Here is a 13,330-nt window from a genome sequence, read left to right as displayed (position 1 = left end):
TAAAAAAACGCTTACCCGTTGGTAAGCGTTTCTTGGTTTGCTGATGGCAGTGGTTTATGCCGCTTTATGTTGCTGCTTAGGCAATTGCTTAGCTTGTAACTCGATGGGGTCGAAATCGTCGACGTTGATGACCTTCAATCGTCCCACTTCGGCTTCACAAAGTTGCTTAGCTTCCTCTTCATTGATAGCGCCAATTTCTAAGCCTTGTGCCGCTAATTTATCTAAGAAGATAAACGGAACCTTTTTGCCAAGTTTTTTGCAGATTTTATCGTATACAGGCTCTACCGCCAGTATTTGATGTAAGGTCTGCTCAACAATACCAATTGGATTCGATTCAATGGCTTTGAAGTATTGGCCATTGATTAAGCGGTCGCGAGTTTCGCTTGGGGTTTGGAGTATGCGAGCCACTTTGTGATCCAGTTTATCGGATGGTGCTCTCACAGGTTTGCCCCACGGCATGATTAACCAACTTAAGGTGCGACCTAAACCTTTAACTGGGAAGTTTTCTAATAAGCTTTCTAACGCAGTTTGCAGCTTATAGAGCGAGTCTTCTACCGCCCATTGCAATAACGGTAAGTCTTGCTCTGGTCGACCGTCGTCTTCAAAGCGCTTTAAGGTCGCCGATGCCAAATAAAGCTGAGAGAGCATATCACCAAGACGAGCCGAGATGCGCTCTTTGCGCTTAAGATCGCCGCCTAAGGTTGCCATGGCTAAGTCTGACAACAAGGCCAGATTGGCGCTAAAGCGGTTTAAGTGCTGATAGTAGCGCTTGGTGACGTCGCTCGTTGGGGCGCTGGTAAAGCGCGCCGAGCTTAATCCCATCCACACACTCTTGCTGAAGTTGCTTAAGCTAAAGCCAATGTGGCCAAACAGGGCATTATCAAAATCAGCGATGGCTTGTTGTTCGTTGTCAAGGAACGCCGCTTCCATTTCAGCAAGCACGTAAGGATGACAGCGAATCGCGCCTTGACCGTAAATGATCATATTACGGGTCAGAATGTTAGCGCCTTCCACGGTAATGCTAATCGGCACGCCTTGATAGCCACGGCCGACATAGTTATTCGGCCCTAAACAAACCCCTTTACCGCCATGAATGTCCATAGAGTCAATCAAGACCTTCTGCAGACGCTCGGTAAGATGACACTTAACAATGGCGGAAATTACCGATGGTTTTTCGCCTAAATCAATACCGGTTGTGGTTAGGGCACTGGCTGAGTCCATTAAGTAGGTGTTGCCACCAATGCGCGCTAACGGCTCTTCAATACCCTCTAACTTACCAATCGGCAATTTAAACTGACGACGGATGCGAGCGTAAGCGCCTGTCGCTGCGGCAATGCTCTTGGCGCCACCGGCAGAATTCGATGGTAGCGTGATACCGCGACCAACGGACAAACATTCCACAAGCATACGCCAGCCTTGGCCTGCCATTTTAGGGCCACCAATAATGTAGTCTAATGGAACAAAGACCTCATTACCTTGGGTTGGCCCGTTTTGGAACATGGTGTTAAGTGGGAAGTGACGACGGCCAATCACCACCCCGGGGGTTGTGGTTGGAATCAAGGCGCAGGTAATGCCGATTTCTTTTTGATCCCCCAGCAAACCATCGGGATCACGCAGTTTGAAGGCAAGCCCAAGCACAGTGGCTACCGGCGCCAGAGTAATGTAGCGCTTGTTCCAAGTCAGCTTCATGCCTAACACTTGCTCGCCTTGCCATTCACCGTGGCAAACTACGCCAAAGTCTGGAATGGCACCGGCATCAGAGCCCGCTTCAGGAGAGGTGAGTGCAAAGCAAGGGACTTCTTCGCCCTTAGCTAAGCGAGGCAAATAGTAATTTTGCTGCTCGGCGGTACCGTAGTGTTGCAGTAATTCTCCGGGCCCCAGGGAGTTAGGCACACCAACAGTCGATGACAACACAGCGCTGACGCCAGAAAGCTTTTGTAACACACGGCTTTGGGCGTAGGCGGAGAACTCAAGACCACCGTATTTCTTTTTGATGATCATAGAGAAAAAGCCTTTCTCTTTGATGAACTTCCACACATCTTCTGGTAAGTCGGCGAGTTCGTGGTTCACTTCAAAGTCGCTGACCATGGCGCATACTTCTTCACAAGGACCATCAAGGAAAGCTTGTTCTTCAGCGGTTAAACGAGGCTGTGGGTAGTTGTGCAGTGTTTGCCAGTCAGGTTCACCGCCAAACAGTTGGCTTTCCCACCAAGTGGTGCCCGCGTCTAAGGCTTCTTTTTCAGTGGAAGACATTTCCGGCATGATGCTGCGATAAACCTTTAAAATGGGTTTAGACAGCAGCGAGCGTCGCACGGCGCTGAGGTTCAATGGTACTGCAACCACAGCAAAAACAACCCAAAGGCCGATTGGAACTGGGGTAACGAAGTGGGTAGCAAACAAAAATGCAAACACAGTCAAGGTTGACATCATGAGTGACACCCTGAGATAGCTCAGGCTACCAATTATAACCAAGACGCCTAGCGTCAGAATGAGTGTATGCACTGGGTACTCCTTGTAAGGTGATCTATTTTTTATTGCGCTAACTCACAGTATAGTCCGTGGTCAGACCTGTATCACACAAAATTAACCGTTCAGCCGAAGAGATGCAACTCATTTTCAAACAAATGTTTTAATTCGGTGTTTACTCTTGATACGTTGCTAAAGTAAATTTCGGATTACTTTGACGTTTTGCGCGATATAATGCCGTTAAAGGCAAACTTGTAGATGAGGATGTACATCCATGTGCGAACTTTTGGCGATGTCGGCCAACGTCCCCACGGATATTGTATTTAGTTTTACCGGCTTAGTTGAACGAGGGGGCGTGACCGGTCCTCACGTAGACGGTTGGGGAATTACTTTTTACGAAGGAAAAGGCTGTCGAACCTTTAAAGATGCCAAGCCATCGAGCGAAAGCGAAATTGCGTCGTTAATCAAAGCCTACCCCATAAAAAGTTGCACAGTGATCAGTCACATTCGACAAGCAAATCGCGGTCGAGTTTGCTTAGAAAACACCCACCCATTTACCCGAGTGTTGTGGGGGCGCTATTGGACCTATGTTCATAATGGCCAACTGTCTGGATATAAACAGGCGCTGCAATGCGAACAGTTTGTGCCGGTAGGTAATACAGATAGCGAATTGGCGTTTTGTTGGATAATGGAGCAGTTGCAAAAAAAATATCCCAAACGGCCCGCTAACATTAAGAGTGCGTTTCGCTATGTGGCTAAGCTTGCCGATAAGCTGCGCCAATTTGGAGTCTTTAACATGATGCTCAGTGATGGTAATTACATCATGAGTTATTGTTCAAATAACCTGAGTTGGATAACGCGACGCGCGCCTTTTGGTAAAGCGCAATTGATTGACGCGGATATGGTGGTGGATTTTGATAAAGAAACAACACCCAATGACGTGGTTACAGTGATAGCAACTCGCCCGTTAACCGACAACGAACAGTGGCAGGTGATGAAGCCTGGTCAATGGTGCGTGTTTCGCCAAGGTGAGCTGTTCGCTCAATCCAAGTGAGACATTACGGCGCTAAGCAGAGGCTTGGCGTTGACTCTGGGGCTTAGGTGCAAATTTATAGCCAACGCCCCACACCGTTTGCACCAGCTCGTTAAAGCCTGGGTAGTTGGCCAACTTATTTCGAAGCCGATTCACGTGACTATTAACTGTGTGTTCGTACCCATGATGGTGATATCCCCACACCGATTGCAATAATTGCTCACGGCTAAATACTTGCTGGGGAGAGCAGGCAAGGTGCCACAGTAAATCAAACTCACGAGCGGTAAGCTTAATGGCTTTGTCTTGCAGATACAGTTGTCGTTCCAAGGCACTGATGCGTACCCCTTCGAAACACAATTCTCGAGTATAATCCTGTTGCGCTTGGCTTTGGCGCAGCCGTGCTTTGATGCGCGCCCGCAACTCTAATACGCTCACCGGTTTCACAAGGTAATCGTCTGCCCCAGATTCCAATCCCAGCACGATGTCGGCTTCGCTGCCTTGATCGCTCATCACCATAATTGGGGTGAACTGATTGTTTTGGCGCAATTGTTGCGCTAAAAGGATGCCGTCGCCGTCGGGCAGTCGTCGGTCTAAGAGAATTAAGGAATACTGACTGTGAGAGAGGGCTTTATTTGCGTGCTTAATGCTGGCGCAATGGCAGATGTCATAGCCTAAGCTGGTTAAGTTTACATTGAGTACTTGGGTGAGCTCGGGCTCATTAGAAATGAGTAACAATTTTTGTTGTGACGATATGGATGTTAAGTTCATATCAATATCCCTTTTCTGGTCGCTGAAATAACAGACCTGAAAAGGGATATTTTTGTTACAAGAATTTATTTATTTTGTTCGAGTAATATGAACGGCAAGTACTGGGTTATCGAAACGGTGTGAGGGCATGAGCACTGAATCCATGAGTCCATCGGCTTGAGAAATTACTCCAGAGTGAAGGAAAACTCTATCCACATCATCGCGCTCGGCGTTAAACCCTTCACCGCCGTCAGCTGGGCCTGGAATGCTGCCTTTAACCTCGCTATTAGCTTCGGTACCGGCATCGTAGGCATTGAGCATAAAGGCCTGTTGCTCATCCACCGCTAACGCCGAAAAGTCGAAGCCGTTTAGGCCGGTAAAGGCGTCATTGGTGTTGACCAGCATTGTTGTGAAGCTTAACTGATCCACCTGCTCGGCAGTGAGTTCAAATTCAATGTTTTGGCTATCTCCGGGCATAAGCATGCCGTCTGCCGAGGTTGACGCTAATACTTGCTCCAATTCAGCAAAGCCGCTGCCATCACCGCCTTCAGCCATCATTTCTAGGGTTTCACTGGCCATTTCTCCGGTGGTCCACAGCGCAATACTGTCAGGGTGACTGACTACTGTGGCTGGAGACATGGGTTGATTAGCCGTTAAGTTAACCAAAGTGATTTGATAAGTTTGAGTCATGGCCGGTGGTGGCATTACCACGGGATCGTCACCGTTATCATCATCGTCGTCGCCACAAGCCGTTAACGCCGCGGTCATCAAAGCAATGGCCAGTAACCGCTTATTAGTCGAGGTAAGTATAGTCATAGCAGCCTCCTTACTTAACGGTAATTACAAGCTTAGCTACAGGGTTTAACCAACGATGAATGCGGCTATCTAGGTCGCTCATGCCACCTTGTGGGTCGGTGTCGCCCAGTACTCCAGGGTGAATATGAACCATGTCATTCATTGAACCGTCCATAACACCGGTACCGTTCATGCCGCCATCACCGCCAGGAGCCACTGGAATTCCAGGTGCGCCATTAGCGCCGCCGCCATTGATGATTTCATCGTTGGCTTCAGTGCCGGCATCCCAGGCTTTTAGATATAGGGTATAGGTACCGGCTTCCTCTGGGATCATCCAACTGTCGTAGCCCACAAAACCGTCATTACTGGGCAGGATCATGGCGGCGAGGGACAATACCGGGTTATCGCCGCTGTCGAGCATGAAGCTAACGCTGCTGCCCGGAGCCATGAGACCTCCGGCTGGGTTAGCGACTAGTGGTGCCCCCAATCCTTCAAGTGCAGTTTGCAGGCCAGAGATGTCACCACCCTCAGCAATGCTTTGCATCTGAACGGAAGCCATTTCGCCTGCTTGAAAGAAATGCTGGTCAGCGGGATGGGCCGCCACCAATACTGGGGTGAAGTGACTACCATGGGTTAAGTTGGTCAAGGTCATCTCTAATTCAGCGGCGTAACTGCTCGTGGCTGAAAAAGCGGTGACGGTTGAAGCTAATGTGGCGGCTATTAGTGTTGTTCTCATTTTGTGACTCTCCTTTTACACGATTGAAGTTTAGTGTGGCGAAGGAAAGTCACTAGAGGGTGGCGAATTTATCACATAAGTATCACGATTTAATTCGCCGTGCAGAGGTTAAGGAATTGGATTGTCTAAAGTGGCGACGTCGGTCTGGTTTGCCACAACGCTAGGTTGATAACTGGCTAACCGTATATTGAGTTGCTTACTGTCTTTTTCAAAGTGAGCCAATTGCACCGGCAGGTAATCCAGCTCGGGTGCAAACCACACCACGGTTTTACGTTTCTTGCTGTTGCGAATGACTTCGAGCTTGATGGTGTCGTAGCTAATGTCATTGACTGTGATGGTCTCGGTGCCGGCGTCTTTAAAACCGTACTCTTCGATTTCGTTATCTTTTACCATCTCGTAATGGTACTCACCGTCTTCGTGGCCTTTCGCTTCGCTATTGTATAAATCCAGGCGCAATTGCAGCTGTACCATGAGTGGATCGAAGATCGGACGGTCATAGTCAAATTTGGCTTTTTCGCCTTTGTAGCGACTATGGATTAACTGCGCGCCTTTTAAAAACGCCGTTTGTTCATTGAAGTCGCTGCCGGTGCCTTTGCGATCATGCATAAATCGAATGGGCTGAAGTTGTTGTTGATCGCGGCTAAATTCGCTGCTCATTTTACGTTTATCGCTCAATACGAGGAATGACAAACTGGAGTCGAACTTATATTGAAATTGCTCAGAACTGGTTTTTTCCAGCTGATAGCGAGCGCCTCCCAGCTCAATGTTTCCGTAGTAAACCTTATATTCGGCGGTAAACGGATCTAAGGGATTTGCGTTTGTAGCCATGCTAGCGACGGCGGCTAGCGAAACAAGCCAGTGTTTCATTAAACATCCTCTTATGGACCAACAAGGCCGTTAGAACGGTATGGATAGAATAAGGGTGGCGCTATCTGGATGCCAGCAATATTCGCTCATTTTTATTTTTCCATTGGTAATTATGACTCCCTCACTGCGTAATCGTTCCATTTGTTCTCGGTAAGCGTTTGAATCTTTTGGCAAACTAATCTTACCTTGGCTATTAATGATGCGATGCCAAGGAATCTGGCTACCCTCAGGTGCGGCAGCAAGGGCTCGACCGACCATTCTGGCACCGTTTGGAAATCCTGCTAAATCAGCTACTTGCCCATAGGTGGCAACCTTGCCTGATGGGATTAAGCGGGCGATGTATTGAATTTTCTCGTTTTTATTCACGTTATCAAAACCTTAGCTTTTTGGTTAGGCGATTAAGCTTGCTGATTCATTTTATTGTTGGTCATTTGAGTAAAAAAACCTATACTGTATAAATATACAGTTATCAGTGTTAGCTACATTGTAAGGGTTTAAGGTGCTATGAAATCCGACTTATCTGAGCTGCTAGAGCGACACGACGTTTGGCGTGCAAACCAATGGCAAACTCAGCAAGACAGCTATCCCACCGGCTTCAGTGAATTGGATAAGCAACTGGCAGGGGGAGGTTGGCCACAGGTTGGTGTGTGTCAAATGATTTGCGAACAACCAGGGCAAGGTGAGCTGCAATTATTCATGCCGTTACTGAGGCATATGGCAAGCTTGAGTCAGTGGGTGGTGTGGTTATCGCCACCGGCCATTCCTTATGCGCCAAGTCTTGCAGGCAGTGGCGTCGACTTAGCGCAGCAATTGCTGTTAGAGCCCGAAGATCATAAGCAAGCCTTATGGGCCTTAGAGCAAAGTGTGAGCAGCGGTGCTTGCCGTTTGGTGTTTGCTTGGTTAACGCAGTTGAGTGTGGCACAAGCTCGACGGTTGCAGTTGGCTGCGGAAAAAGGGCAATGTTTGTTGGTGTTGTTTAGCAGCGGCACTTCTGAACACGACAACCACCCAGTACAGTTAAAGATAGCCATTAAGCGGTTATTACAGGGCAGCGAGATCCGCATTGTAAAGCGTCGTGGAGGCTGGCCCAGTGCCGCTTTTCGATTAGAGCTTGGAGATAGTCAGTGGGGCATGGTAAAGCCGGAGCAACAAGGGCAAGTGATTCAAGGGCCTTGGTAATGTGGTGGTTAGCGGTACACGATCCTTGCCTGTCATTAAATTACTTAATGGTCAGCCATCAAGAGCAAGACGTTAGTCCTGCGGCGGTGCTACTCGAGGGTAAGCCTGCTCGGGTGATTGAATGCAATGCAGCGGCCACTCAAGCAGGGGTATCCATTGGCCAAAGTATGGCCACAGCCACCGCTTTAGAAAGTAACTTGCAGTTGTTTGCCAATCAAGCTGAGTTGGCTTGTGAAAGTCTTAACTGGCTGGCTCGCTGGAGCTATCGGTTCAGTGCTCGAGTGGCCTTGCGAGCGCCTGCTTGTGTGTTATTAGAAATCGGCTCCATGGTGAAACTTTTTGGAGGCATCGATAAGCTACTGAACGATTATCGCTATTGTGCGAGCTTGCACGGTTTAACGCCTTCGCTGGCCATTGCCGATAACCCTTTGGCCGCCGAACTCTTAGCCCGTAGTGGTCAGGCGCAATTGCAGCTGAGTCGACCTAAAGTTAAACAGGCTTTGCAACGACTGAGCGTGGCAGAGCTTGGGTTGTTAGAGGAGCAGGTGAAAGCATTGCAAGGCATGGGGTTGCGCCAGTTCGCTGACTTGCAAACGTTGCCGCTGGTGGAGCTTGGGCATCGATTTGGTCCAGAGTTGAGTGAGCAATTAGCGAGGCTGAGTGGAACTTTGCCACAACCGCTGGCGTTTTATCAGCCGCCACCGGGTTATCAGCGACGCTTACCTTTAAATCATGAGATCGAGCAATTGAGTGCGCTCCAGTTTCCACTGCAACGCTTACTCGGCGAGTTGCAAGTCTACTTACAACAACGTCAGCTGGCGGTGAGTTGTTGGAAGTTATGGTTAAAATATCGCGACAAGCAACAGCAATGGCTGACATTTGAACTTGCGTTTGCTCAATGCCAAGCGAATAAATTACTGGAGTTGGCTCAATTACAGTTAACTCGTCATCAACTGAGCGCACCGGTTATTGAAATGGGCATTAAAGTGACTCGCTTTGGTGCTTATGAAAATAAAGCCGACTCTTGGTTACCGCAAACTCAAGGGCGAGAGCAAAAGCAGCAGTTAGTCGCGCGCTTGCAGGCTCGAATGGGGCAGGAGCGAGTATCTGGGTTGGGTTGGCAGGATCAGCATCGTCCTGAAAAAGCCTGGTGTCGTTTGCCCGTTAATCAGCCCCAGCAAGCGCCGGCTCAAACCACAAAGTCTATTAGACCGAGTTGGTTACTAGAGGAGCCTCAAGCCATTAACCGTCAACAGTTGATGTTAGTGCGCGGCCCCGAACGGATTGAATCGGGCTGGTGGGACAGTGATTGGGTGCAAAGAGACTATTACTTGGCCCGCCACGAACAGGGCGCATTATGTTGGGTCTTTAGAACCACCGCTGGCCAAGATGGTCTGCAAAAACAGTGGTTTATTCACGGTTGGTTTGGCTAATGTACGCCGAGTTACATTGCATCAGCCACTTCACGTTTTTACGGGGAGCATCTGCACCGCAACAGCTGGTTGAGCGTGCCAAAGCCTTAGGTTATCAAGCACTAGCCATCACAGATGAGTGCTCGTTAGCGGGTGTTGTTCGAGCCTGGGAAGCGGCCAAAGAATGCCAGCTGCCTTTGATCATTGGCAGTGAGTTTCAATTGCAACAAGGCTGCTTTGTGTTATTGGCTAAGAATCGAAAGGGTTATGGGCAGTTATCCAGTCTTATAAGCCAAGCGCGTCGACGCAGTGAAAAAGGAGCTTACCAGCTGTCATTTGACGATTTCTCTGGCGATTTAGGCGATTGTTTTATGCTGTGGCGACCGAATGATGATGTGGCTATGGACAGCCCTTTAGCCGCTCAGTTAAGTCGTTGGTTTGGTGAACGGCTATATGTATTAATGGAACGCCCACTAGATGCCACAGACGGTCAGCGTTTGCACTACCTTAGTCGTTTTGCCAGGCGTTGGAACTTAGCCTGTGTTGCCGCTGGTAATGTGCATATGGCCAGCGCAGAGAAGCAAGCCTTACAAGATGTGTTAAGCTGCATTCGCCACGGCACCTCTATTGATCAGGCGGGCAGTTTACTGGCGCCCAATCGAGAACGTTACTTAAAGAGCCTAACGGCGATAGAGCGACGTTTTGAAGCTCAATGGTTGCAAAATACCCTAGTTATTAGCCAGCAATGTCAGTTCGATTTGGCTGAGTTGCGCTACGAGTATCCGTCAGAGTTGGTTCCTGCGGGAATGAATGCTAGTCAATATTTAACCCAAGAAACTTGGAAAGGGTTTGCAAAACGATTCCCTAATGGCACTCAAGCCAGCGTTAAACAGCTGATTTGCAAAGAGCTTAAGCTGATAATCGAAATGGGGTATGAGTATTTTTTTCTCACCATCTACGATTTAGTTTTGTTTGCGAAACAACAACATATTTTGCATCAAGGGCGAGGCTCTGCGGCTAATTCGGTGGTGTGTTATTGCTTGGGGATCACCGAAGTCGATCCAACCCAAGTGAATTTACTGTTTGAACGCTTTATTTCCAAAGAGCGCAACGAGCCCCCAGACATTGATGTGGATTTTGAGCATCAACGTCGCGAAGAAGTCATTCAATATTTGTATCGCAAGTATGGTCGGGATCGCGCTGCACTGGCGGCAACGGTTATCAGCTACCGTTTTAAAAGTGCCATGCGAGATGTCGGCAAAGCGTTAGGGTTAGATGAGCAGTGGGTAGAGCGCTTATTAAAAGGCGTCGATAGGCGAGATAATGAAACGTCTTGGCAGGCACAGTTACAGCAATTAGGGGTTAATGAGCAAAGCCCGAGAGCTCGACACCTGATTCCGCTGGTGGAGCAGATTTTAGGTTTCCCGCGGCATTTATCGCAGCACGTAGGCGGTTTTGTTATCTCAAGAGGCCCCTTAGATCACTTAGTTCCAATTGAGAATGCCGCAATGGCACAAAGAACGGTGATCCAGTGGGATAAAGACGATCTGGAAGCGTTAGGCTTGTTAAAAGTGGATGTATTGGCATTAGGGATGCTCAGCGCCATTCGTCGCAGCTTTGACTTGCTCAGTGATTTTTATGGCAAGCCTTATAACATGAACTCTATTGAGAGAGAGCAAAGCCAGGTTTATCAAATGCTGCAGCGAGGTGACAGCGTGGGGGTGTTCCAGATTGAATCGCGAGCCCAAACCAATATGCTGCCGAGACTAAAACCGGCTTGTTATTACGACTTAGTGATTCAAATTGCGATTGTTCGCCCTGGGCCTATTCAAGGAGACATGGTCCATCCATATTTGCGCCGCCGAAAAGGGGTTGAGCCAGTGAGCTATCCAAGTGTGGAAGTGCAACAAGTTCTGGAGCGTACCCTTGGGGTTCCTATTTTTCAAGAGCAAGTGATAAAGCTGGCGATGGTGGCCGCTGGATTCAGTGCCGGAGAGGCGGATCAGCTTAGGCGGGCAATGGCCAGTTGGAAGCGCAATGGTAAGTTACAACAATTTGAGCAAAAGCTGCTAAAGGGCATGGCAAGAAAAGGATACAGCGAACAGTTTGCGCAAGCTGTGTATCGGCAAATTCGCGGCTTTGGTGAATACGGTTTTCCCGAGTCCCATTCCGCCAGCTTTGCCTTACTGGCCTATGTATCGGCTTATTTAAAGTTCCACCACCCAGCGGCTTTTTGTTGTGGTTTGCTAAACAGTCAGCCGATGGGCTTTTATACGCCATCGCAATTGATTCAGGATGTGATTCGCCATGGAGTGCAGGTTCGGTCAGTGGACATTAATGCGTCCAATTGGGATCACAGCTTAGAGGCCGACGAGCATGGAAATCCTTGCATTCGACTGGGGTTTCGCTTAGTTAAAGGGTTGTCGTTTAACACGGTTGAGCAGTTGTTGGAAGTAAGGCCAAAACAGGGCTTTAGTAAGCTAGATACGATTCTCGCGATGAACCTAAAGCGTAACGAGCTGGCGGCGTTAACCGCCGCTGATGCGCTCAAAAGTTTAGCGGGTCATCGCCATCAGGCCCGATGGCAAATGGCGGCTTATCAGCCCTCGTTGCCCTTATTTGAAAGTCATGACATTAGTGAAGTCAACGAGGTTAAAGAGGATAATAGCCGCTACAACAAACCTGAACAAACGGTTAAGTTAGCTCCTGAGACTTCAGCGCAAGCGGTCATTAGCGATTACGCGCAATTAGGCTTAACGCTTGGGGAACATCCATTAAGCTTGCTCAGACAACTGAAGCGATTATCAGGGTGTTGTCCTAGCAATGAGCTATCGAGTGCACGCTCTGGGCAAATTGTCACCGTAGCAGGGTTAGTGGTGGGAAGGCAGCGACCAGGAACTGCGTCTGGGGTCACCTTTGTTACCTTGGAAGATGAATTTGGCAATATTAATGTGGTGGTGTGGGCGGCAACGGCTAAAGCACAACGTAAGCCGTTTTTAACCGCTAAATTGCTAAAAGTTCACGGTCATGTGGAAATGTCAGAGGGTGTGATTCATGTGATAGCCGGACGCTTACAAGACATTTCTCATGAATGCGATGCCTTAACCGTAAGTTCAAGAGATTTTCATTGATCCGAATGTTGGCGCAATATAATGGATTCTAATATTCGCGAGGCTGGGCCTTGCAGATCGCGATGGTTCACAATGAGATATATAGGCAGCAATAGGTGCGAACAGCCGCTCAGTTGCAACTGAAACAAATGTTTTCGTTCTATAAGCGATTGAGCCAGTGGTTTTGGCAGCCAAGCGTAGCCTAAACCGCGCATAAGAATGCGCACCATTTCATGGTAATTATCCACCACCCAAATTTGTTTAGAGCTGATGGAATCCAAATATTCTGGCTCTGATTGGCTGTGTATTTGGCCATGATAACTCACTCGTTTAACACCGGTTAGTTGGTTTAATTTCTCCACCTGAATGCGCAAGTGACTGGCCAATTCGTTTTCTAATAATGGCTGAGGTTGTTGCGCTAATTCATGACTGCGATGACACACCAACAACAGCTCGCTGTTACACAAAGGCTCAGCAATGGCTTCGTTACTGATTTGCGAAGTAATCTCTAAGCTTGAACTGAGCTCCTTCGCGTAACTTTGACTGTACTTATGATGGGAGATCACCAATTGCGTTCCCTGACTCTGTGAATGAAACGCTTCTAATACGTCGAGCAGATGGTGATTGGGGTATACTTGCTCGCAAAACAGGTGCAAGCTTTGCTCCCACTCGCTTTGTAATTGCTGCGCCAATAGCTCTATTGCTTCAGCGTTATAGCTGAGCTCACGAGAGCGTCGTAACAAGGTTTCACCGTGTTCCGTTAATTGCGCCTTGCGTCCCACCACCTCTAACAGAGGTATCCCCAGTTGGCTTTGCATTTTTGCGACCGCATGATTTAGCGAAGATTGGCTTTTGTTCAGCGCTTTTGCCGCATGAGCATAGCCGCCGTAATCCACCACGGCTTGTAATATTCGCCATTGCTCGAGAGTGACTCGTGCTCGGTACATAGGGTGCGCTCATACTCAAATGGGTTATTCGGTTAGTT

The 13,330-nt window shown here is 48.5% G+C and carries 11 protein-coding genes; 4 read left to right on the top strand and 7 right to left on the bottom strand.

Translation table 11 applies throughout. The features are described from left to right. Positions 1–54: 54 nt before the first annotated feature. Positions 55–2,502, bottom strand: coding sequence for an acyl-CoA dehydrogenase FadE (gene fadE / locus CLC91_RS10550; RefSeq protein WP_095500412.1), 2,448 nt, complete (start codon positions 2,500–2,502; stop codon positions 55–57). 238 nt (positions 2,503–2,740) lie between these two features. Between fadE and CLC91_RS10545 the strand changes: the two genes are divergently transcribed. Then, entirely contained in the window at positions 2,741–3,520 is a 780-nt protein-coding gene (locus CLC91_RS10545) for a class II glutamine amidotransferase (protein WP_095500411.1), read from the top strand. A 12-nt stretch (positions 3,521–3,532) separates the two neighbouring features. Here the strand turns inward: CLC91_RS10545 and CLC91_RS10540 are convergent, their stop codons facing one another. The 5 genes from CLC91_RS10540 to CLC91_RS10520 all read right to left on the bottom strand — a co-directional run bounded on the left by CLC91_RS10540 (position 3,533) and on the right by CLC91_RS10520 (position 7,010). Beyond that, a complete protein-coding gene (locus CLC91_RS10540; RefSeq protein ID WP_095500410.1) occupies positions 3,533–4,267 on the bottom strand; it encodes a response regulator transcription factor in 735 nt (244 codons plus the stop codon). A 69-nt stretch (positions 4,268–4,336) separates the two neighbouring features. After that, positions 4,337–5,062 (bottom strand): spondin domain-containing protein, encoded by a 726-nt coding sequence (locus CLC91_RS10535; RefSeq protein WP_095500409.1) that lies wholly within the window; start codon positions 5,060–5,062, stop codon positions 4,337–4,339. 10 nt (positions 5,063–5,072) lie between these two features. Next, positions 5,073–5,777, bottom strand: a complete 705-nt coding sequence (locus CLC91_RS10530) for a spondin domain-containing protein (protein ID WP_095499300.1) — start codon at positions 5,775–5,777, stop codon at positions 5,073–5,075. Positions 5,778–5,885: 108 nt separating this feature from the next. Then, positions 5,886–6,644, bottom strand: coding sequence for a DUF3108 domain-containing protein (locus CLC91_RS10525; protein ID WP_095499301.1), 759 nt, complete (start codon positions 6,642–6,644; stop codon positions 5,886–5,888). A 30-nt stretch (positions 6,645–6,674) separates the two neighbouring features. Beyond that, positions 6,675–7,010: an MGMT family protein gene (locus CLC91_RS10520; RefSeq protein ID WP_095500408.1), complete on the bottom strand. Its 336-nt coding sequence runs from the start codon at positions 7,008–7,010 to the stop codon at positions 6,675–6,677. A 138-nt stretch (positions 7,011–7,148) separates the two neighbouring features. On the opposite strand from CLC91_RS10520, the gene imuA reads away from it, so the two are divergent. Genes imuA through CLC91_RS10505 form a run of 3 tightly spaced genes read left to right on the top strand, consistent with a single transcriptional unit; the run spans position 7,149 to position 12,366 of the window. After that, positions 7,149–7,823: a translesion DNA synthesis-associated protein ImuA gene (gene imuA / locus CLC91_RS10515; protein WP_095500407.1), complete on the top strand. Its 675-nt coding sequence runs from the start codon at positions 7,149–7,151 to the stop codon at positions 7,821–7,823. Then, on the top strand, positions 7,823–9,256 hold the full coding sequence (locus CLC91_RS10510) for a Y-family DNA polymerase (protein WP_095500406.1): 1,434 nt from the start codon (positions 7,823–7,825) through the stop codon (positions 9,254–9,256). Before imuA ends, CLC91_RS10510 begins: the two co-directional genes overlap by 1 nt. Then, on the top strand, positions 9,256–12,366 hold the full coding sequence (locus CLC91_RS10505; RefSeq protein WP_095500405.1) for an error-prone DNA polymerase: 3,111 nt from the start codon (positions 9,256–9,258) through the stop codon (positions 12,364–12,366). Before CLC91_RS10510 ends, CLC91_RS10505 begins: the two co-directional genes overlap by 1 nt. On the opposite strand, the gene CLC91_RS10500 is transcribed toward CLC91_RS10505, so the two are convergent. Next, positions 12,360–13,292: a LysR family transcriptional regulator gene (locus CLC91_RS10500; RefSeq protein WP_095500404.1), complete on the bottom strand. Its 933-nt coding sequence runs from the start codon at positions 13,290–13,292 to the stop codon at positions 12,360–12,362. The two genes, CLC91_RS10505 and CLC91_RS10500, sit on opposite strands and share 7 nt — an antisense overlap. Between the last annotated feature and the right edge of the window lie 38 nt (positions 13,293–13,330).

The organism is Paraferrimonas haliotis, assembly GCF_002282895.1.
Classification (GTDB): Bacteria; Pseudomonadota; Gammaproteobacteria; order Enterobacterales; family Shewanellaceae; genus Paraferrimonas; species Paraferrimonas haliotis.
This window is presented reverse-complemented; position numbering and strand designations above follow the sequence as displayed.